Below are 21,807 nucleotides of genomic sequence, written 5' to 3'. Positions count from 1 at the left end.
GCCCGTCATATGTAGCAAAGCAGAGGGCGACATCGCCTGCCCCCTGCTTCGTAACGAACTTCTACTCTTCCAGCCACCATTCTTCCACGCGGTAATAATCACTTTCGGGAGACATCTGAAAGTTTTGGATTTCGTCAATATGGGCTTGATGAACATCAGGATAATACATAAATGTGTATGCCTGGTCTTCAGCCACTTGCGCATAAGCATCTTGTACAGCTTCGGTACGCTCATCTTCGTCTACAATCGCGCGATTGTCTTCGGCTAATTCGTCAAACTCCTCGCTATCATAACGAATGTTGTTTTGCCCTTGTTCATACTGATCCGAGTGAAACAATGGTTCCGGGTCCGGATAGACACTAAGTGCCCAAGCGCCTGCTATAGCGTCAAAATCGTAGTTTGGTGTTTGAATGCGGTCCAGGTAAGCGCCAAATTCCATCGTGTCCGTTTGTACGTCAATGCCAATGTCCGCGAGCATCTCCTGGACAACGACGACCCAATCAACACGCGCGTGCGATTCCTGGTTCGTCAAGAGTTCAAACGAGAATGGCTCGCCTTCCCATTCCATTTGCCCTTCATCATTTTGCTCAAAACCGGCCTCTTCCAGAAGCTCGATCGCTCCATCCGGGTCGTATGGGACTTCGTCAACCTCATCCGTATGTGCCCAACTCATCGGATGATGCGGGAAATGGGCAGGTTCCGCATGGCCTTGTAAAACACCGTCAATAATCGCTTCACGGTCAATGGCCATCGTCATTGCTGTCCGTACATCCGGATCATCAAACGGCGGACGATCATGGTTCCAACCAATATAGTTATAGTTATAACCGTCTTGGGCCACGACGTTCACACCATCAATCGCTTCTGCTGTCTCAACGTCTTGCGGGCGAATATTCGCATGATCTACTTCGCCTGCTTGCAGCATGGCAAGGACCGCGTTTTCATCTTCTGCAATTCTTAATGTTAACGTATCTAAATAAGGCCCTTCATTATGATAATCTTCGTGTGCATCAAGTGTAATGCTCGTTCCATAATCCCATTCCGTCATCTCATATGGACCGGCACCAACGACTTCATCGGAAGTGCTGAAATCATGCTCTTCTTGCTCATCCGCAGCTACATCGCCGAGAATGTGCTCCGGCATAATTTCAAAACCTAATGCGGAGGCTTCCAATGCTGCATCTGGTTCGGTGAGCTCAATTGTGACTTCAAGCTCCTCCGTGGCTTCAATGGAATCGACATATTCAAATTGGGTCGTACGAGGTCCCGTGTAATCCTCATCGAGAAACACTTCATACGTAAAAACTACATCGTCTGCCGTTACTTGCTCTCCATCATGGAAATAGACATCATCTTGTAATTCGATGGTATACGTTAACCCATCGTCCGAAACTTCCGGCATATCAGCTGCAATATCGGGCTCCATTTCCATTTCATCATTGTTGCGGAGTAAACTGGCATGAATCATATCCGCAACATCGGTTGATTGTGTATCTGCCATATACGCACTATGAAAATTGTTTGGATCCCCGGTTTGGCCAATAATAATCTCCCCGCCCTCTTGCGGTTCACCGGCTACCTCGCCATCTTCACCGTCTTCGCCATCGTCGCCTTCAGCTTCTTCATCCTCTACATCCGGATCCTCGTCATCCGGTTCGCCCTCAACATCTTCTTCGGCCCCGTTACAGGCCGCGAGCAATCCCAATGTCAAAACCATCGCCAAAAACAGCCAATATGCTTTCTTTCCCATTAAAAGAATCCCCCTTTGGTTAAAATTGAGTTACAGACAATCGCCGACTGTAAGTTAAAAAGCATCCCTCCCTCTCAAAATTAACGTAAGCCCTACTCATACAAGTGACACGCCACGTATTGATTCGGCTTGACCTCCCGCATTTGCGGCACAATTTCTTTGCAAACGTCCATGACATGCGGACAACGTGTATGGAACACACACCCGCTCGGCGGATTCGCCGGACTCGGCAATTCACCCGTAAGCGTGATTCGCTCCCTTGTCCGTTCTCGCGGATGGGAACGGGGAACCGCGGATAATAAGGCCTGGGTATACGGATGCAGCGGATCATCGTACAAATCCGTTTTGTCAGCGATTTCGGCCATATGACCCAGATACATAACACCGATCCGATCGGAAAAATGCTTCACCACGCTTAAATCGTGGGCGATAAATAGATACGTTAAATTAAATTCATCCTGAAGGTCATCCAATAAGTTCAGCACTTGCGATTGAATGGAAACATCGAGCGCCGATACCGGCTCATCGGCTATGATCATTTTCGGCTCCAGAACAAGCGCGCGGGCAATGCCGATCCGTTGCCGCTGCCCCCCGGAAAATTCATGGGGATAACGGTTCGTAAACGAAGGGTTTAGGCCCACTCTCCCCATAACTTCCTGAATTTTTTCTTTTCTTTCGTTTTGATTCTTGTATAAACCATGAACTTTTAACGGCTCGGCCAGCATGGATCCGACCGTCTTGCGCGGATTTAACGATGAAAATGGATCCTGGAAAATCATTTGCATTTCCCGGCGCAAATTGAATAGATCTTTTTCTTTTTTCCTGGAGATATCTTCGCCGTCAAACGTGATTTGTCCTTCCGTCGGTTCGTAAAGACGCATGGCCGTCCGCCCCGCGGTCGATTTTCCGCAGCCTGATTCTCCGACGAGTCCAAACGATTCCCCTTTTTTGACGGCGATATCAATACCGTCAACCGCTTTTACATGCCCGGTCGTTCGCTGTAAAACCCCTGTTTTAACGGGGAAATGTTTTTTCAATTCTTGCATTTCAAGGATGTTTTCCTGGCCGGGGACGATCTCGTGCTGCTCATTTTCAAGAACTTCGATGTTGTTGACCATCAGTGGCGATTCCCTCCTCATGCAAAAAGCAGCGAACTTTTCGGCTCGAATCCTTATCCATTAAGCGGGGTTCTTCCTGCTGACAGAGCTCCATCGCGTACGGACAGCGGGTCACAAAATTACAGCCAACCGGTAAATTGTCCGGCGTCGGAACGGTTCCCGGGATCGAATCCAGGCGATCCTGCGTCCCCTCGATCTTCGGAATGGAATTGAGTAAGCCTTCGCTGTACGGGTGTAAAGGGTCATCAAAAAGCTCGTCAATCGGCGCTTCTTCCACCACCTGTCCGCCGTACATGACGACAACTCGTTCGGCGAGTTCAGCGACCACGCCGAGGTCGTGCGTAATTAAAATAATCGCCGAATCATATTCTTTTGAAAGTTTTTGCATCAATTCAAGGATTTGCGCTTGCACAGTCACATCCAGGGCGGTCGTCGGTTCATCGGCAATCAACAATTGCGGATTGTTGGAAAGGGCCATCGCGATCATCACCCTTTGCCTCATACCTCCGGACAGACGGTGCGGATATTCGCCCATGATTTCTTTTGCGCGGGAAAACCCGACGGTTTGTAACATTTCGATTCCTATTTGATGGGCTTCTCGCCGTGTAATATCCTGATGATACGTCAATTGTTCCCGGATCTGGTCCCCGATCGTATAGACCGGATTCAGGGACGTCATCGGTTCCTGAAAGATCATGGAAATCTCGTTGCCGCGGACTTTAAACATTTCTTTTTCTTTTTGCTTGAGCAAATCTCTGTCGTTAAAATAGATTTCGCCGTCGACGATTTCTCCATTCGGCGTCGGAACTAACCGCATGATAGAAAGCGCGGTCATGCTTTTACCGGATCCGGATTCTCCGACGATCGCCAGTGTTTCCCCTTTATGTACTGAAAAGCTTACATCATCAACGACCGGCAATTCTGTTTTTTTGCTGAAAAATGACGTTTTCAAATGCCGAATATCAATAACCGTTTCACCGTTCATAACCGCTCACCCCATTCTCCCATCTGTTTCAGTCATGTATGTTATTATTCGGAAAATTACAAGGTAATGATGCTTTCTTTATAACCCCCTAAGACTATGACTCATTATAAAAAACTATGAGACGATTTGCAATGATTTTTTCATTTTTCTTTAATAAAATTTTTGTATTTCGCAATATTTTAGTCAATCAACGTATGAAAACGTATCCTTGTATTGCTTGAGTTCGACATTGACATCCACGCTAATGATCCCCTCGATCTCCGATAACTGTTGATCCACGAACGTGACCAATTCCTCATTATTCCGGAAATATGCCTGAATGATGAGGTCATGTTTACCGGAAAAAGCCCCGATAAAACGAACAGCCCGGTACGGTTGTAACTGCGAGGCAATCTCATCGTGATAACCCACCTTCGCCTCCAATCCGATAATCGCCTGCACATGATAACCAATTTTATTCGGATTCGTATGAATGATAAATTCAAAGACATCATGGGACAACATTTTTTTAATTCTGCCTCTTACGGTTCCTTCGCTGACATGAATGTTCCGGGCAATCTCGCTGTACGAGCATTTGCCGTTATCCTGCAACAGCGATAATATTCTGAAATCTGTTCTATCCAATTCCACTTCGCATCACATCGTTTTCTAAATGATAGAATACTTGATCTTGACAAAATAAGCCAATATTTTTAACTAATTCGTAACTTTGACCGTGAATTGATTATACTTTCTTATATTCATAAGATCAATGCTTTTTTAAAAATTAACATCCCCGATTCATTTATCGATCGGGGACGTCCGGTTATTACCGGGATAAATGGGTTTTGCCGCCCATGTATGGTTGTAGAACGTCGGGAATACGAATGTTTCCGTCCTCATCCTGGTAGTTCTCGATGATGGCGGCCACCGCGCGGCCAATAGCCAGGCCTGACCCGTTTAACGTATGCACGTGTTCAGCCGCTCCTTTTTGGTCTCGTTTGAATTTGATGTTGGCGCGTCTTGCCTGGAAATCTTCACAGTTGCTGCAGGATGATATTTCCTTATAATCTTCATAACTCGGCAGCCAGACTTCAAGGTCATACGTTTTCGCCGCCGCGAAACCAATATCGCCACTACAGAGATCGAGGACGCGGTAAGGGAGCTCTAAATCCTGAAGGATTCTTTCCGCGTGCCCGGTAAGCGCCGCGAGGGCCTCGTAAGAGTCTTCCGGCTTCGTAAACCATACCAGCTCCACCTTGCTGAATTGATGCTGGCGAATCAAACCTCTCGTATCACGCCCGGCTGATCCGGCTTCGGCACGGAAACAGGCACTGTACGCCACATATTTGATATTTAAATCGTCTGCTGCGAGCATTTCATCCCGATGTATATTCACGACCGGTACTTCCGACGTAGGGATGAGATAATACGGGTCGTCCCCCGTAAGCGCGAAGGCGTCTTCCTCGAACTTCGGCAATTGCCCGGTGCCGATCATGCTCTCCCGGTGCACGATATAAGGAGTAATCGTCTCCGTATAGCCATGCTCATCGGCATGCACATCCATCATGTATTGTGTCAATGCCCGTTCCAGTCGCGCACCCGCCCCTTTATAAAACGCGAAGCGACTGCCGGTGACTTTTGCAGCGCGTTCAAAGTCAAGGATGTCATGCTCAGTGGCTAAGTCCCAATGGGCCTTCGGTGTAAATGAAAATGTCGTTGGTGCTTCCCATTTTCGCCATTCAACATTGTCTTCTTCGCTTTCGCCCTCGGGCACCGACCCATGCAAAAGATTGGGCAGCATGAGCATGCGATTGTTGAGTTTCTCTTCAACTTCACGCAATTCCTCATCGTACTGTTTTATCGCCGCTGAGACGTCCTTCGTCTGGGCGATTAAATCGTCCGCATCTTCCTTGGCCCGTTTTCTTTCCGCCACTTGCTGGGATAGTTCATTCCTCCGTTGCTTTTGTTCTTCGCTGTTCACGATCAAATCGCGACGTCGTTGATCCAGGGAGAGCACGTTCTCCACGTCCGCTTCTGCTATCCCACGTGAGGCGAGCACTTTTTTGACTTCACCTTCATTTTGTCGGATATACTTGATATCCAGCATGCCTATCAACCTCCATGATTTATTTGTATAAAGAAAACTTGGCTTATCGCCAAGCTTACCTGCAAATAAAAATCCGCCCCTAAACCATTAGGGACGGACGTTTCCGCGATACCACCCTCGTTGCCTGTTTCACGTGAAACAGACCGCTCGAGTGCCTTAACGCCGGCAAGCGGGAAACCTTACTGCCATAAGTTCGGGCCTCCACTCCGGACGGGATTCTCCTTTTTGCCTCACCGGTTTTCAGCAACCACCGGCTCTCTGCATCAGCGCCAAGAATACTGGTGTCCTTCTCCGTTTTGTGATTATACAATCGCTTTTTTACTGTTTTTGACCATATCAACGAAATAATGATGAAAGCGATGATCGTCTGTTAATTCAGGATGAAACGAACAGGTCAATAAGGACCCTTGTTGCGCGGCGACGATTTCCCCCTGATGATAAGCTAACACGTCAACGGAATCTCCAACCTCTGTGATTAAAGGGGCACGAATGAAAACGGCAGCGAGGTCGCGAGCAATCCCTTTCGCATCCAGCTCCGCTTCAAAGCTTTCTTTCTGGCGGCCAAAAGCATTTCTTTTCACCGTCATGTCCATTAAATCAAGATGACCTTCCTGTTGCCCGTCTATATGCTTCGCCAATAAAATAAGACCGGCACACGTGCCAAATATGGGTTTTCCGTCTTTCGCGAATTGACGAAGAGGGTCTCTAAACCCATAGCGATCGATCAACCTTCGCATCGTTGTACTCTCGCCACCCGGCAAGACAAGACCATCGAGGTCATAGAGCTCTTCTTCTTTTTTTACAAGAATCGCTTCGCTTGTCCCTTCACTTTCAAGCATTTTCGCGTGTTCGTGAACCGCACCCTGGAGGGCAAGCACACCGATTTTCACCATCCGCGCTCACCTCCATTTCTATTATGATTGCCAAGTTTTTCTCTCATTACTCTTATTGACTACGATCCTGCATGCGTTCCGGTTCCGGAATGTTGGCAATTTCTATGCCGGTCATGGCCGTACCGAGTCCTTTTGATAAGCGGCCGATCAATTCGTAATCCTCGTAGTGGGTCGTCGCCTCAACGATCGCGCGAGCGAATTGTTGCGGATCCTCCGACTTGAAAACGCCAGAACCGACGAAGACGCCGTCGGAACCAAGTGACATCATCAATGCCGCGTCCGCAGGTGTGGCGATCCCACCGGCAGCAAAATTAACGACCGGAAGTTTCCCGGTTTCCTGGATGGAAACGAGGAGTTCGTAAGGGGCCCCCAGGTTCTTCGCCTCGGTCATCAACTCATCACGGGACATCCCCGCAACTTTTTTAACCTGGGCCTGCACCATGCGCATATGACGCACGGCCTCCACGATATTCCCCGTGCCGGGCTCCCCTTTCGTCCGGATCATCGACGCTCCTTCACCGATGCGCCGTAACGCTTCCCCCAGGTCGCGGGCGCCACAGACGAACGGTGCCGTGAAGGTATTTTTATCAATATGATACACCTCATCCGCAGGTGTGAGCACTTCACTTTCATCGATATAATCGGCCCCGAATGCTTCCAGCACGCGGGCTTCCACAATATGGCCAATCCGTGCTTTCGCCATGACCGGAATGCTCACCGCGCCGATAACTTCCTCGAGAATATCAGGATCTGCCATCCTGGCGACACCGCCGGCTTCTCGTATATCCGAGGGAACCCGCTCAAGGGCCATCACGGCAACAGCGCCGGCTTCCTCGGCGATTTTTGCCTGCTCGGCGTTGACAACGTCCATGATGACGCCGCCCTTTTGCATCTCAGCCATTCCTCTTTTTACACGATCTGTACCTGTATCTGCCAATGTCATTCCCTCCGGTTGCTTTCTTTTTTGGCAGATAAGAAAGTATAACTTTCTTATCATGCATAAGTGCAACTAAGGCTTTCGCCAGGCTTGGCGATAAGCCAAGTTTTCTTTACTATTATAACATGCTTTACAACTCCATGTAAGCCTGGTGGGCCAATAGTAAGATAAAGTCAAAGTCCAACAATTTATTAAAAGAAATAACGTTCGTCTTTCCACTCTGTGAACCCTCAAGTGGAAATATTGCCTCTTCAAGAGGGATCAGAAACGCAAAGTAATCCCTCAAACGGAGTTCGCACTACCCCGAGTGGAGCTATCTCCAGGCAGCAGATCTTTTACCATGGTATGGTGGTGCCATTGGCTACAAGTATCGGCCGGTTTATGGCTTCACTGACCGCGGTTAATTTATTTTCAGCAATCTTTTTTTGACTTCACCTTGGCGCAATAGGATTTTCACGCCGATTCCCTATGAAAACCAGCCTCCGACGGTTTCCGTTGTCCGGTCCCAAAGTCCGGAGAAGAAATCACCGATACTGCGCATGGAGAGAACAAACCAGTTGGAACGCTCTACGTCTTCCGCGGCCACGAGGGGAACTGTTGCATTGTTTTCCAGTTCATCGCTGAGGTAGATGTCCCCGTTTTCCCCTTCGTAGTTGAGAGCGATACGACCTACTTCGTCCCCGGCTTCAATCGGTGCACTCAAAGCCCCGTCTTCATCAAGGGCTTCTTCGGAAAGGACCGCCGACGTCGAATACAAGTCTTCTTCTCCTTCAATGATCGGAAGAGACAGATCGGTAGCAGCAACGATATCCACTTCCTGTTCTTGGCCATCCGGAACGGACAAGACCGGATATTCTTCCGTCTGTTCGCCTTCCGTGATCACTTCTCCTGCCGAATATTCATCAAAACCATAATCATACAGCGTTTCCGTTTCTTCAAAACGGGCGTCGATGCTGTTCGTACGCATGACGACGGATAACAAGCGTGTGTCCTCCTGTTCAACGGTTCCCGTAAAGGCAAATCCAGCTGCATCGGTATTGCCCGTTTTAATGCCATCCACCCCTTCGTAGGCGTGGCTGAAATCGGTCCCCCCTAACATATGATTCCAATTCGTCATATTCATTTCATCCAGTTCATCACCTTCGCGGAAAACCGTCTCCTCTGTGCTCGAGACTTCCAATATTTCCGGATAATCCTGGAGAAGATGATAGGCAAGTTGTGCGGTGCCGCGGGCAGACATCTGATTCTCGGCGTCAGCATCCGTCCCTTCCGGATGGTAACCGTCCATCGAGGCATTATTCAATCCGCTGGAATTGACGAATTCATACTCGTCGATACCCATTTCTTCTGCCTTTTCATTCATTTGCTCGACGAAAGCTTCCTCCGAACCGGCCACCGCTTCGGCGAGGGCAATCGTCGCCCCATTAGCCGACTCAATCGCCAAGGCCTCGTACAAATCTTCGACGGTATATGTACCATCCGTACGCAGGTACACATTGGATAAACTTTCATTTTGCGATAACGCCGCGACCTCTTCGCTGATGGAAACTTCGTCGTCCCAACTTAATTCGCCTTCTTCGATCGCTTCATTAACGAGATATTCGGTCATCATTTTCGCCATACTCGCCATGGGCAATAACTCATCTATATTATCACTGTATAATATTTTCCCTGTCTCCACATCCATCAATAGGGATGCGTCTGCTTTAATGTCAGGGGTTTGTCCTTCTGTAGGGGCAGCGAAGACCGCAAAGGCTGCCAGCCCGCCAAGGATACTCGTCCATTTTTTCATTCCCTCTTGGCACCTCCAAGGTGTACTTTCCAAGCTATATTTTATCATAGATATCCAGTAAAAAGCAGCAAACTTTTTGTCGAATCTGTAAATGAAAAAAAGCATTTCCACGGATTATTTCCCGGGAAATGCTCTTTGAAGATGACCCCCAATAATCACTATACACTATAATTCGGCGATTCCTTGGTAATCTGCACATTGTGGGGATGATTTTCCTTTAGCGAGGCGCTCGTAATCTGTACGAATTGGCCATACTCACGTAATACTTCCAGATCGGAAGCCCCGCAGTAACCCATACCGGATCGGATGCCGCCGGTGAGTTGGTAGAGCGTATCTGCCAGGGTGCCCTTATACGGCGTTCGTCCCTCGATCCCTTCCGGTACAAACTTCTGACTGTCTTCCTGAAAATAACGGTCTTTGCTGCCTTGTTCCATCGCTGACATCGAACCCATGCCGCGATACACCTTAAACTGTCGACCCTGATATATTTCCGTCTCTCCCGGACTTTCGGCAACGCCGGCCAGCATACTGCCGAGCATCACCGCATTCGCCCCTGCCGCCAATGCTTTGACAATATCTCCGGAATACTTGATGCCGCCATCGGCGATAATCGGAACGTCGTGTTTCTGCGCTTCTTCGGCACATTCATGGACAGCCGTAATCTGCGGTACGCCAACGCCGGTTACGACACGCGTCGTACAAATCGACCCGGGTCCAATGCCGACTTTGACGACATCTGCGCCTGCTTCGATCAGATCTCTCGTTCCGGCAGCGGTCGCTACGTTCCCGACGATTAACGTCATAGTCGGATACTCATTGCGAAGGTGGGCGACTTGATCGAGAACGCCACGGGAATGGCCATGGGCGGTGTCAATAACGACCGCGTCTACGCCTGCTTCCACGAGTGCTTTCATCCGCACTTGCGTATCATGGGCGACACCAACCGCGGCAGCGACGAGCAATCGTCCCTGTGCGTCCTTGGAAGCTTTTGGATGTTCGATCGCCTTTTCAATGTCTTTAATGGTGATTAAACCCTTTAATTCCAAATCATCGTCGACAAGAGGTAATTTCTCGATTTTATGCCGTTGCAGAATGTTCTCTGCTTCCGCTAATGTTGTTCCCTCGGGAGCGGTGACGAGATTTTCTTTCGTCATAACATCGTCGATGATAATCGCATAATCATCGATAAAACGAAGATCGCGATTGGTGAGAATGCCGACGAGTTTTTGCTCCTCATCTACAATCGGCACGCCTGAGATCCGGAATTTCCCCATGAGATACTCCGCATCATACACTTGCCGATCCGGCGTCAAGAAAAACGGATCCGTGATCACGCCACTCTCCGAGCGTTTCACGCGATCGATCATTTCCGCCTGTTCTTCCACCGACATATTTTTGTGTACGACACCGAGACCGCCTTCCCGTGCCATGGCAATCGCCATTTCCGCTTCCGTAACCGTGTCCATACTCGCACTTAATATCGGGATGTTGAGGGGAAGATTACTTGTTAAGTGCGCCTGGACGGAGACATCGCGGGGATGAATTTCCGAGCGATCAGGCAGAAGTAACACATCATCAAACGTCAAACCTTGTTTTCCAAACTTGTCCTCTCGCATTTTTTCATCCTTTCTTAACTTATTGTGTAAAAAGCAGGTTGGGCGGGCAGATTATTCATGAGCGTCCTCTGTTTTGTTATTTTATCTATTCTATCACGTGCGAGCCATTTTATCGCCCGTTTATAAGAAGTTCTAAATTTCTCAAAAGGAGGCATCCGTCCTGTCTACCTTTTCGCAATTTCAGCCATACACGGTCACGGATATTTTGAAAAAAAAGCTCCATGAACGTTATCAAGCTCTCTTCGATCAAGACGGAATGGCCAAAAAACACGCCTATGAGAATACATTGGCATTCATTCACCGTTGGCAACAAGGCCGTTCCCTGCTGGAAGAATGTCAGCGTGTATCTTTTCACATTCGGCCCCTGCTGCTTTTCTATGGGTATACGGATTTGGTGAAAGCGCTGATTTTGCTCTACGACCCCAGCTACCCTGCAACGACAAATGTGCTCGCCCATGGGGTATCAACCCGAAAACGAAAACGCAAGGATTACCGTTTTATTGATGATGAGGTGAAAATGCAAAAACACGGGTTATTTCCCCACCTGCTCTTCAAGATGTATGACGTGCAAGGGAGCAGTGACGAACGGTTTCAAATGGCAAGCCTTTTGCTCCAACTCCCTTTTCTCCAGAAGACGATCGGTGTGGATCCCCGGTTTAAAGCCAAAAAAATCGAAACGACACTCCCGCCGTTGTTGATTCATTACTTGCTGCTTTACAATCTCAGCATGATTAATCGCTATGAAACGGAATGGTGGGGCGAACTTATTGCGCAACGTTCATCTGCGGATCTTCCGTTGATAGAGATGTATCTGGAAACATGTCCCCGAAGATGTGAAGCGATTATCGTAGAAGAGGTGCTTGCGCTCTTTTAAGATCATTAAAAATCGACCTGCCCCGCCAAGGGATCAGGTCGATCTTTATTAGCAGGTAAGAAAGTATAAACCACTTTCTTACCTGCATAAGTGCAACTAGGGCTTATCGCCTTAAAGGCTTGGCGATAAGCCAAGTTTTCTTTAGTCCTCATCGTTTGCTTCCTCATCATCACTTTCTTCTTCTATCGCAACGGGAGCAACGGTAGAGACCTCTTCATCTTCACCGACGCGGATCAACATTACACCTTGCGCATAACGGCTGAGCTCGGAGATCTCGCTGACATGGATCCGAATCAGGATGCCCTTTTCGGTAATCACCATCAAGTCATACTCATCGGAAATCACTCGGAGGGCGATTAAATGGCCGGTACGTTCCGTCAAAGTGCTCGCCTTCAACCCTTTACCGCCGCGGTTCTGAATTTTGTATTCATGTTCGGGCGTTCTTTTTCCGAACCCTTTATTGGTGACGATCAACACATCCTGACCGGCCTGAATCATATCCATACCGATCACTTCATCATCGGGATCGAGGGAAATACCCTTGACGCCCGTTGCCGTTCGACCCATCAGGCGAACGTCTTGTTCATGGAAGCGGATAGCGACGGCGTTTTTCGTGCCGAGAATCACATCGCTGTCACCATCGGTCAGTCGTACGCCGTGCAATTCGTCATCGTCACGGACATTGATGGCAAAAAGACCGCCTCTGCGAATATTGGCATACGCCGATAACGGGGTTCGCTTCGCTATCCCTTGTTTCGTTATAAACAGGAGATAGACATCATCGCTGTATTGGTCAATCGGCATGACCGTGCTGATTTCTTCGCCTTTTTCAATTTGCAGAAGGTTGATAATCGGAATCCCTTTCGCTGTCCGTTTCAAATCTGGCACTTCATACGCTTTCAGGCGATAGACCTTTCCCTTGTTCGTGAAGAAAAGAATCGTCTGATGGGAGTGGGTCGTAAACAAATGTTCCACGAAATCGTCATCGTTGGTCCCCATGCCTTGAATGCCGCGACCTCCACGACGCTGACTCCTGTAGGTCGTCAAAGGCAAGCGCTTGATGTAGCCTTCATGGGTAATGCTGATGACGACATCCTCCTGTGTGATGAGGTCGGCATCTTCAAGCACATTTTCACTTGCGTGAATAGCTGTGCGTCGCTCATCATTATAGCGTTTCTTAATGTCTGCCAACTCTTCGCGTATAATATCGAGCACTTTTTCATCATCTGCCAGAATCGCTTTCAGTTCCCTGATTCTTACAATCAGATCATTGTATTCATTTTCGATCTTATCGCGTTCGAGTCCGGTCAAACGTTGCAGGCGCATATCGAGAATCGCTTGCGCTTGTTCATAGCTGAGGTCATAGTTGTCGATCAAACCCTGACGTGCGATATCCGTTGTTTCGGAACGACGGATCAACTCAATAATGTCATCGATATGATCAAGTGCGACACGTAACCCTTCGAGAATATGGGCCCGGGCTTGTGCCTTATTGAGATCGAACTGGGTTCGCCTGCGGATGACTTCAACTTGATGATCCAGGTAATGACTGAGCGTTTCCTTAAGGTTAAGCACCTGGGGCTGACCGTTCACAAGCGCCAGCATATTGACACCAAACGTCGTTTGCAAAGCGGTCATTTTGTACAGGTTATTTAAAAGCACATTGGCATTCATGTCCTTGCGCACTTCAATGACGATGCGCATGCCATTGCGGGACGTCTCATCGCGCAAGTCCGTAATGCCATCGATCTTTTTCTCCCGTACGAGCTCGGCGATTTTTTCAACGAGCCGCGCTTTATTCACTTGATATGGCAACTCCGTGACAATGATTACTTCTTTGCCGCTTCGTTGCTGGTCAATATGCACGTTGGCCCGAAGCGTAATCGATCCTCGTCCGGTATGATAGGCTTTTCGGATTCCGCCGCGCCCCATGATCAAACCTGCTGTCGGAAAATCGGGGCCGGGGATATATTGCATTAATTCATCGATCGTAAGCTCTCGATTTCGGCTTAAGGCCAATAAACCATCGGTGACTTCCCCGATTTGATGCGGCGGGATATTCGTAGCCATTCCAACCGCGATCCCGGCCGCGCCATTGACGAGTAAGTTCGGGAAGCGCGCCGGTAATACGACCGGTTCGTTTTCGGCCCCATCGTAATTATCCTGAAAATCAACGGTGTCTTTGCGAATATCACGAACGAGTTCGTTCGATATTTTCGACATACGTGCTTCCGTATACCGCATCGCCGCGGCAGAATCACCATCTACCGAGCCGAAATTGCCGTGTCCATCAACGAGCATGTAACGGTAGCTGAACTCCTGGGCCATCCGTACCATCGTTTCATAGACGGCACTGTCGCCGTGAGGGTGATATTTCCCGATTACATCTCCGACAATTCTTGCCGATTTTTTGTGTGCCTTGTCCGGCGTCATCCCGAGCTCATTCATCGCATACAGAATCCGCCTGTGCACAGGTTTCATCCCGTCGCGAACATCGGGAAGCGCCCGACTGACAATCACGCTCATGGCATAATCCAGAAACGAAGACTGCATTTCCTGACTGATATTTATCTCGTGGACATTTGCTTCGTCATCGGCCATAACTTACCCTCCACTTCTACTCCAACTTCTAACCTCTAATCTCAAACATCCAGATTCTGTACATATTCCGCATTATCCTGGATAAATTCCTTGCGCGGTTCCACGCGGTCCCCCATGAGGGTGTCAAAGATGCTATCGGCGAGCATCGCGTCCTCCAGGGTGACTTGCAGAAGTCTCCGGCCTTCAGGGTTCATCGTCGTCTCCCACAATTGCTCGGCATTCATTTCGCCTAAACCTTTATACCTTTGAATGTCCGGCACAGGGCTGTCCGGCCATTCATCAAGGAGAGGCTGCAGATCTTTCTCGTCTTGAATATAGCGGACTTTCTTGTTCTGTTTGACTTGATAAAGCGGCGGTTGAGCGATATACACATACCCTTTTTCGATCAATGGGCGCATAAAACGATAGAAAAATGTCAGGATAAGCGTGCGAATATGCGCGCCATCCACGTCGGCATCCGTCATAATAATCACTTTGTGATAACGCGCCTTTTCAATGTTGAATTCATCGGCAATGCCGGTCCCGAGCGCGGTAATGATGGAACGAATTTCATTGTTGCCGAGAATTTTATCAAGCCGCGCTTTTTCGACGTTTAATATCTTCCCCCTTAAGGGAAGAATAGCCTGAAAATAACTGTCTCGTCCTGCTTTGGCCGAACCGCCGGCAGAGTCCCCTTCGACGATGTACATCTCACTTATGCCGGCATCCCGGCTGGAACAATCCGCCAGTTTACCGGGCAAAGAGCCGACCTCGAGGGCGCTTTTCCGGCGTGTAAACTCCCGGGCTTTTTTCGCGGCTTCACGCGCTCGGGAAGCCGTGATCCCCTTTTCGACCACTTTACGGGCTGTGTCCGGGTTTTCCGCCAGAAAGCGTGCGAAGTGATCGCTAAATTGCTGATCGGTAACCGTTCTCGCGGTACTGTTACCAAGTTTTGTTTTCGTCTGTCCTTCAAACTGGGGATCAGGAATCTTCACGGAGATAATCGCCGTTAACCCTTCGCGGACATCCTCGCCGACGAGATTCGGATCATTGTCCTTAAACAATTGATTCTGGCGGGCATAATGATTAATCACGCGGGTTAGGCCTGTTTTAAAACCGGATTCATGGGTTCCCCCTTCATGGGTGTTAATATTATTGGCAAATGAATAAATATTGCTCGTAAAACTCGTATTATATTGAACGGCAATTTCAACCTGGATGCCTGCTTGTTCACTTTCAATATAGATGGGCGGTTCATGAAGAGGATCCTTGGATTGATTCAAATATTCAACGAAGGAACGGATGCCCCCTTCATAATAGTATTCGATCGTTTCTGCTTCTTCGTCGCGTTTGTCCGTGAAAAAGATATGAAGCCCCTTGTTTAAAAAGGCCAACTCCCGTAATCGTGTCATCAACAAATCAGCATCATATTCGTTGGTTTCCGTGAATACGGAGAGGTCCGGCTTGAAGCGAACCTGTGTGCCTGTTTTTTCGCTTTCTCCGATCGTCGCGATGTCCTGTTGCGGAACGCCTCTTTGATAATCCTGATAGTACATCTTGCCGTCACGGTGAATTTCCACTTCAAAATGCTCGGAAAGGGCATTGACGACCGAAGCCCCTACACCGTGCAAGCCGCCGGAAACTTTATAGCCGCCTCCGCCGAATTTTCCCCCGGCGTGAAGGACGGTCATAATCACTTCCAGCGTGGGGCGCCCTTCTTTTTCGTGCATGCCGACAGGGATGCCCCGCCCGTTGTCGGTAACGGAGATGCTATTGTCTTCTTCAATCGTCAGCTGGATTTCGTCACAGTAGCCACTCATCGCTTCGTCAATGCTATTGTCGACGATTTCCCAGACAAGATGATGAAGACCGCGCTCGCTCGTTGAACCGATATACATTCCCGGGCGTTTGCGGACGGCTTCCAATCCTTTGAGCACCTGGATTTGACTTTCATCATAAGAGTGTTGTTCCATAGCCATCAATTCACCTTCACTTTGTATTAGAGGTTCTTGAATTCGTATCAGATGTCATTGTTGCCATCATCAAGCAGCGTTTGCGAACGGCGTCTTAAGGTCGTCGATGAGATGGGCGAATGATATAGTTTCTCACTGGTGATGACGAGCGATTTCGTCGCATCATCATCGTTTGCTGCTTTCACAATCTCATTTTCATGCAGGGAAGCAAGATATTGTTGTGTGAGCGAGGAGGATTCGTGTACATCGTAATTAAGAATCGCGATGATATCCTTGGAACGGATAACCGTATACCCCCCAATGTGAACAAACAAAAAAACACCCCGTTTCCTCGGTTTGATCTTAAAGAAAACTTGGCTTATCGCCAAGCATGGCGAAAGCCTTAGTTGCTTATAAAGACGTTTCTTCGAAGCTTCTGTTGCCGACGCGAAAGGTTTTCGCCTGTCGAAGCGTATCGTGTTCAATACCGGCTATATTGGTCGTTGTAATAAAGGTTTGCACTTTTCCCTGAATCGCATTTAACAAGTGAGACTGTCGAAAATCATCCAGTTCCGAGAGGACATCATCCAGTAATAAAATCGGGGGATCTGCGGTTTCTGACTGGATTAATTCGATTTCCGCCAACTTGAGAGATAAAGCCGCTGTTCGTTGTTGACCTTGCGATCCATAGGTCTGGATATCTTGCTTATTCACATAGATCGCGAGATCCTCCCGATGGGGTCCCAGCAGTGTCAATCCTCTGCGCATTTCCTGTTCTACTTTTTCCTGGAAGGCGTTTCCATAGATATCCTCTATTGTCGACAAGTCTAACCCTAATGATACCTGGGCACTCGGCATATACTCAATGTACAGTTCTTCAAGCTGCCGACTGATGTCCCAATGCATGGGCTCGGCCCAGTTTTGCAGATGGTCGATAAAGACAAGCCGCCGTTGCACCACTTGCGCGGCCGCTTTTACCAGTTGTTCCGTTAAAATGTCATACATCATCGTCGTCTCGGTCATTCGTTTTTGTGCATATTCCTTAAGAAGCTGGTTCCGCTGTTTTAAGATGCGGTGATATTGTGATAAATGATAAAGATAAACGTTGCTGATTTGTCCGATCTCCATATCTATAAAGCGCCTGCGCTGCTTTGGTCCGCCCTTGACGAGATTTAAATCTTCAGGCGCGAACATGACAACATTCAGGGCGCCGATAAACTCGCTTATACGTTGCTGTTCCAGACCATTGAGCTTCGCGCGCTTGCCTTTTTGCGAGAACTGAATATCGAGGGAAAGAGGACTTACTCTTTTTGTTATATCTGCATGTACGCGGGCGTAATCGCGATTCCACGCGATCAGTTCCTGATCCTTGTTCGTGCGGTGAGATTTCGCGAACGCCAACACGTACAGAGCTTCCATAAGGTTTGTTTTTCCCTGTGCGTTTTCTCCTAAAAATAGATTGACGGTGTTCTCAAACTGAAGTGTTGTTTCTTGCAGATTTCGATAACCGCTCAGTGAAAGCTCACGAACGTACAACCCCATCGCTCCTTTGGGAAAACCCGAGTCGTTGTCTAAGCTTTTTCAACGATGAATGTGCCTGCATCTTCAATATCAACGCGATCTCCCGGGTAGAGTTTACGTCCGCGTCGGTTTTCGTTTTCATCATTCACCAGAACTTCATATTCGGCCAAAATGATCTTGGTCATCCCGCCTGTATCCGCGATGGCCGCTTCTTTTAACAGTTGCCCCAACGTGATATAGGGGGTTGTAATCGTTATTGACTCTTGCATGGGTTTTCACCACCAGGTTCCTATGCGATTGCATTTTACTCCACTCCCTATTTTACTAAAAAATAACGGATAAAGCCAGTCGTGTCTGCAAGCGGAAAAAATTTAACCCCCGTCATGGTTACATGAACGGGGATTTTGTGCCAGCTATGATGTGCGAACCGGAGAGAATAAGTGGATCATTTGTTTTTCGTTCATCGGGCGAATGACAAAGGGGCTCATGGCACCCGTAAACAAGACAGAGATCGTTTCGCTGTCGATGACTTTAAGGGCATCGGAAATATTTTTGCCATTAAAGGCAATTTCGAGTTCCTCGCCGTTTAAATCTGTGGCCTCAATCGTTTCTTTTACTTTGCCCACTTCTGCAGAAATGGAACTGATCTCAAGCTGGTCCGTACCTACACTTTTTACGTGAACGACGTTATTTTTAACTTCTCTTGACAGGAGCATAGCGCGTTCCAGTGAGCGGTTAAGTGCCTTGGTTGACAAGGTGACCGTTGTTTTCCCTTCCGTGGGAATCATATGGGATGTCAGTGGAAATTTTCCATCCAATAAGCGTGAGAAGAACAGAAGGTGATCGATCTTAAACAGAACTTGTGTGCTCGTTACAACGATGGTCACCATGTCTTCACGATCGTCGAGGATGCGATTGAGTTCAACGAGACTTTTTCCCGGAATAATGACATTTTTAATATCGAGTGCTTCTTCTGCTTCCACGCTGATCGTTCTCATCGCGAGCCTGTGACTGTCTGTAGCTGTTGCCGTAAGTTCTTTGTCGGTAATCGTAAAGTTGACACCGGTAAGCACTGGCCGCGTTTCCTGGCTGGAAACGGCAAAGACCGTTTGGCTGATGATATCTTTTAATAAATACTGGGGTAACTGAAAAACCTGTTCTTCCTGAAGTTGGGGAAGCCTTGGGTAATTATCGGGATCATACCCGTTTAAGTTAAAAACAACATTGTCGGAGGCAATCGATGCGGCCATTTGTCCTTCTTTTTTAAGCGTTAAAGCGTCCCCGGGCATTTTCCTGACAATCTCGGCAAAATATTTCGCCTGCAAGACCATTTCGCCTTCTTCGTGGATGGTGATGTATTCGTGTTCTTCATCGCTACTTGGAATAAAGGTTTCGATCGATATATCGGAATCACTGCCGATTAAAGTGATCCCTGTTGCTGTAGCCCGAATTTTTATCCCCGTCAGTATGGGGATCGTCGTTCGTGAAGACACGGCCTTATTCGCTTGCTGGACACCGTTAATAAATGTATTCGTATCAATCGTAAAATGCATGATCCTTCTCCCATCATGGAAAGCTCTTGTTATTTATTATTATATATAAATACTCGTAGTCGTCGTAGGGCTTGTGTAGCTTGTGCATAAACGTTCTTTCAGTAGCTCGTTCGGATGCTGAGTACTGTGCATAAACATGTGGGCAAGTTTGTCTGTACTGGAGGACTTGTCCACGCCTACGGTTTGACTTTATTCGTAATCTCATCAAGCTGCTGTTGGAAATGTTCATCGCTGGAGCGCAGTTTAGAGATTTTTTCATGGGCATGAATAACGGTGGTGTGATCCCTCCCTCCGAACTTCTCTCCAATCTTTGGCAGGGAAAATTCTGTCATTTCCCGGGATAAATACATGGCGACTTGTCTTGCGTGAGCAATGGCTTTCGTGCGTTTTTTGGCGGTGATTTCTTCCAGTTTGATCTGGTAGAAAGCGGCGACTTGCGCCTGAATATCTTCGATGCTGATGATTTTCGGTTGCGCGCTCGGAATAATATCTTTTAAGGCTTCAGCGGCAAGATCCGCGTTCATATCTTCATTGATGAGCGAAGAATAGGCGACAACGCGAATGAGCGCACCTTCGAGTTCCCGAATGTTCGTATCGATTTGGTTGGCGATATAAAGCATCACTTCGTTGGGAATATCGAGCATTTCCGCTTTTGCTTTTTTTCGCAGGATGGCGATTCTCGTTTCCAGATCGGGAGGCGTAATATCTGTAATCAATCCCCACTCAAAACGAGAACGCAAACGATCTTCAAGGGTCGGGATTTCTTTCGGCGGCCGGTCACTCGAAATCACGATTTGTCTGGCGTCTTCATGCAACGTATTAAACGTATGAAAGAACTCTTCCTGTGTCTGTTCCTTGCCTGCGAGGAATTGAATGTCGTCAATCAGTAACACATCGACGTTCCGGTATTTATTGCGAAAATCATCGCCGCGGTTGTCACGAATCGCGTTGATGAATTCATTGGTAAATTTTTCTGATGATAAATAAACGACGTGCAGCGTTGGATTATGTTCAAGGACGTAATGACCGATGGCATGCATTAAATGGGTTTTGCCGAGCCCGACACCGCCGTAGATGAAAAGCGGGTTGTACGCTCTCGCCGGTGCCTCGGAAACCGCCAATGAAGCGGCGTGGGCAAAACGGTTACCGGAACCGATCACAAAGGAATCGAACGTATATTTGCCATTTAGCATATTTCGGGGAATGTTTTCGTGTTTGTTCCCTGGCGAGGAAGGTTGTGTCGTTTCCCCGTTTTGTCCGGATGTCTCCGTATGGTCACGTGAAGCTTGGCTTTCTTCTTTTTCTTCCCTGGAGAGAACGAATTTCACCGTGTAGTTATTGCCGGTAATGTCATAAAGGGTGTTGGCGATGACTTCCGCGTAGCGATCTTCCAGCCAGTCTTTGGCAAATTCATTCGGGGCAGCAACGAGAAATGTTTCATTTTCAAGTTTTAACGGTTCCGTCGCTTTTAGCCACGTCTCATAACTCGGTTTGCTTACTCTATGTTTTACCGTGTTTAACGTTTCTTTCCAGAGTTCAGCTAGATCCTTCAATGGACGGTGATCCCTCCTTTATCGGATACAAGGGCTAAAGAAAACTTGGCTTATCTGCCAAGAAAGGCTTCCAACCTTTAAATTTGAAGAGAAGGAAGCCAGTCGTTTGTCATTTCCACAAGCCTGAACCCGTTATTCGGCCATGATTCGACAACTTATATGCAATATTCACAAAGAGTATAAAAATGTTATGCAGCGCTGTGTAAAAATGTCCACACAGTTATACACACGCTGTGGATGTCAGCTAATGGAACAATGATTATTCCAGCAAACATGTTAATCATATCAAAAAAAAGAAGGAGCAGCAACGGGAAATATAGTGATTATACACATAACACAGCTCTCTCGAAGCGTGATTCATACACAACGATGATTATGTGGAAAAAATGTAAATAACGATGTCGAAAAATGAAAATAAAGCTCGAATTTTATCCACACGGTTATCCCTGTGGACATACGTCTTGTACATTCGAACTTTGACGAAACCGCGGAGCCGTCTCCAAGGTAAAGTCAAAGTAAAACGATTTTTAAGGGAAATAAAAATCGCCTTTCTAAGACGAGCCCGAGGAAGGATCACATCGCCCTCTCGGATTG

Annotated in this window: 17 protein-coding genes and 1 other annotated feature; of the genes, 1 reads left to right on the top strand and 16 read right to left on the bottom strand. The window is 47.8% G+C overall.

Translation table 11 applies throughout. The annotated features are described in order from the left end of the window. Positions 1-61 precede the first annotated feature (61 nt). The 9 genes from BLS58_RS15915 to guaB all read right to left on the bottom strand — a co-directional run bounded on the left by BLS58_RS15915 (position 62) and on the right by guaB (position 11,180). Positions 62-1,750 carry an ABC transporter substrate-binding protein gene (locus BLS58_RS15915; protein WP_090399961.1) on the bottom strand — a complete coding sequence of 563 codons (1,689 nt, stop codon included), beginning with the start codon at positions 1,748-1,750 and terminating at the stop codon, positions 62-64. 92 nt (positions 1,751-1,842) lie between these two features. Then, complete coding sequence (locus BLS58_RS15910) at positions 1,843-2,868, bottom strand: ABC transporter ATP-binding protein (protein WP_090399959.1); 1,026 nt, start codon at positions 2,866-2,868, stop codon at positions 1,843-1,845. Continuing rightward, a complete protein-coding gene (locus BLS58_RS15905; protein WP_090399956.1) occupies positions 2,843-3,853 on the bottom strand; it encodes an ABC transporter ATP-binding protein in 1,011 nt (336 codons plus the stop codon). The genes BLS58_RS15910 and BLS58_RS15905 overlap by 26 nt, the downstream gene beginning before the upstream one ends. Before the next feature lie 183 nt (positions 3,854-4,036). After that, a complete protein-coding gene (locus tag BLS58_RS15900) occupies positions 4,037-4,483 on the bottom strand; it encodes an Lrp/AsnC family transcriptional regulator (protein WP_090399954.1) in 447 nt (148 codons plus the stop codon). 178 nt (positions 4,484-4,661) lie between these two features. Then, positions 4,662-5,942: a serine--tRNA ligase gene (gene serS, locus BLS58_RS15895; protein WP_090399952.1), complete on the bottom strand. Its 1,281-nt coding sequence runs from the start codon at positions 5,940-5,942 to the stop codon at positions 4,662-4,664. 86 nt (positions 5,943-6,028) lie between these two features. Continuing rightward, positions 6,029-6,243, bottom strand: a binding site (T-box leader). 1 nt (position 6,244) lies between these two features. After that, positions 6,245-6,832 carry a pyridoxal 5'-phosphate synthase glutaminase subunit PdxT gene (gene pdxT, locus BLS58_RS15890; RefSeq protein ID WP_090399975.1) on the bottom strand — a complete coding sequence of 196 codons (588 nt, stop codon included), beginning with the start codon at positions 6,830-6,832 and terminating at the stop codon, positions 6,245-6,247. Between the two features lie 55 nt (positions 6,833-6,887). Continuing rightward, positions 6,888-7,772, bottom strand: coding sequence for a pyridoxal 5'-phosphate synthase lyase subunit PdxS (pdxS, locus tag BLS58_RS15885; protein ID WP_090399950.1), 885 nt, complete (start codon positions 7,770-7,772; stop codon positions 6,888-6,890). Between the two features lie 466 nt (positions 7,773-8,238). Continuing rightward, positions 8,239-9,564 carry a D-alanyl-D-alanine carboxypeptidase family protein gene (locus BLS58_RS15880; RefSeq protein ID WP_090399948.1) on the bottom strand — a complete coding sequence of 442 codons (1,326 nt, stop codon included), beginning with the start codon at positions 9,562-9,564 and terminating at the stop codon, positions 8,239-8,241. Positions 9,565-9,722: 158 nt separating this feature from the next. Continuing rightward, entirely contained in the window at positions 9,723-11,180 is a 1,458-nt protein-coding gene (guaB, locus tag BLS58_RS15875) for an IMP dehydrogenase (protein WP_090399946.1), read from the bottom strand. Between the two features lie 205 nt (positions 11,181-11,385). Between guaB and BLS58_RS15870 the strand changes: the two genes are divergently transcribed. Continuing rightward, positions 11,386-12,054, top strand: coding sequence for a YaaC family protein (locus tag BLS58_RS15870; protein WP_090399944.1), 669 nt, complete (start codon positions 11,386-11,388; stop codon positions 12,052-12,054). A gap of 141 nt (positions 12,055-12,195) precedes the next feature. Here the strand turns inward: BLS58_RS15870 and gyrA are convergent, their stop codons facing one another. From gyrA to dnaA, 7 genes are all read right to left on the bottom strand, one after another. Continuing rightward, the gene (gyrA, locus tag BLS58_RS15865) at positions 12,196-14,655 is read right to left on the bottom strand and encodes a DNA gyrase subunit A (protein ID WP_090399942.1); all 2,460 of its coding nucleotides are present in this window, start codon (positions 14,653-14,655) and stop codon (positions 12,196-12,198) included. Positions 14,656-14,696: 41 nt separating this feature from the next. Continuing rightward, positions 14,697-16,613, bottom strand: coding sequence for a DNA topoisomerase (ATP-hydrolyzing) subunit B (gene gyrB, locus BLS58_RS15860; protein ID WP_090399941.1), 1,917 nt, complete (start codon positions 16,611-16,613; stop codon positions 14,697-14,699). Between the two features lie 41 nt (positions 16,614-16,654). Further along, a complete protein-coding gene (gene remB / locus BLS58_RS15855; RefSeq protein ID WP_090399940.1) occupies positions 16,655-16,921 on the bottom strand; it encodes an extracellular matrix regulator RemB in 267 nt (88 codons plus the stop codon). A 76-nt stretch (positions 16,922-16,997) separates the two neighbouring features. Beyond that, entirely contained in the window at positions 16,998-18,122 is a 1,125-nt protein-coding gene (recF, locus tag BLS58_RS15850; protein ID WP_090399938.1) for a DNA replication/repair protein RecF, read from the bottom strand. A 35-nt stretch (positions 18,123-18,157) separates the two neighbouring features. Then, the gene (gene yaaA, locus BLS58_RS15845; RefSeq protein ID WP_090399936.1) at positions 18,158-18,376 is read right to left on the bottom strand and encodes a S4 domain-containing protein YaaA; all 219 of its coding nucleotides are present in this window, start codon (positions 18,374-18,376) and stop codon (positions 18,158-18,160) included. Between the two features lie 144 nt (positions 18,377-18,520). Further along, positions 18,521-19,660: a DNA polymerase III subunit beta gene (gene dnaN, locus BLS58_RS15840; protein WP_090399934.1), complete on the bottom strand. Its 1,140-nt coding sequence runs from the start codon at positions 19,658-19,660 to the stop codon at positions 18,521-18,523. 176 nt (positions 19,661-19,836) lie between these two features. Then, positions 19,837-21,213, bottom strand: coding sequence for a chromosomal replication initiator protein DnaA (gene dnaA / locus BLS58_RS15835; protein WP_090399932.1), 1,377 nt, complete (start codon positions 21,211-21,213; stop codon positions 19,837-19,839). Positions 21,214-21,807 lie beyond the last annotated feature (594 nt).

It is taken from the genome of Natribacillus halophilus (assembly GCF_900100185.1).
In the GTDB taxonomy this organism is placed as follows: domain Bacteria; phylum Bacillota; class Bacilli; order Bacillales; family Marinococcaceae; genus Natribacillus; species Natribacillus halophilus.
Note: the sequence above shows the minus strand (reverse complement) of the source record. Positions and strands in the feature narration are given on the sequence as shown.

What these genes read in the sequence shown, in the direction of transcription:
- BLS58_RS15910 (WP_090399959.1), bottom strand. Translation starts at nt 2,868, where the DNA reads ATGGTCAACAACATCGAAGTTCTTGAAAATGAGCAGCACGAGATCGTC.
- BLS58_RS15915 (WP_090399961.1), bottom strand. Translation starts at nt 1,750, where the DNA reads ATGGGAAAGAAAGCATATTGGCTGTTTTTGGCGATGGTTTTGACATTG.
- BLS58_RS15905 (WP_090399956.1), bottom strand. Translation starts at nt 3,853, where the DNA reads ATGAACGGTGAAACGGTTATTGATATTCGGCATTTGAAAACGTCATTT.
- guaB (WP_090399946.1), bottom strand. Translation starts at nt 11,180, where the DNA reads ATGCGAGAGGACAAGTTTGGAAAACAAGGTTTGACGTTTGATGATGTG.
- gyrB (WP_090399941.1), bottom strand. Translation starts at nt 16,613, where the DNA reads ATGGCTATGGAACAACACTCTTATGATGAAAGTCAAATCCAGGTGCTC.
- BLS58_RS15880 (WP_090399948.1), bottom strand. Translation starts at nt 9,564, where the DNA reads ATGAAAAAATGGACGAGTATCCTTGGCGGGCTGGCAGCCTTTGCGGTC.
- yaaA (WP_090399936.1), bottom strand. Translation starts at nt 18,376, where the DNA reads ATGCAAGAGTCAATAACGATTACAACCCCCTATATCACGTTGGGGCAA.
- gyrA (WP_090399942.1), bottom strand. Translation starts at nt 14,655, where the DNA reads ATGGCCGATGACGAAGCAAATGTCCACGAGATAAATATCAGTCAGGAA.
- dnaN (WP_090399934.1), bottom strand. Translation starts at nt 19,660, where the DNA reads ATGCATTTTACGATTGATACGAATACATTTATTAACGGTGTCCAGCAA.
- serS (WP_090399952.1), bottom strand. Translation starts at nt 5,942, where the DNA reads ATGCTGGATATCAAGTATATCCGACAAAATGAAGGTGAAGTCAAAAAA.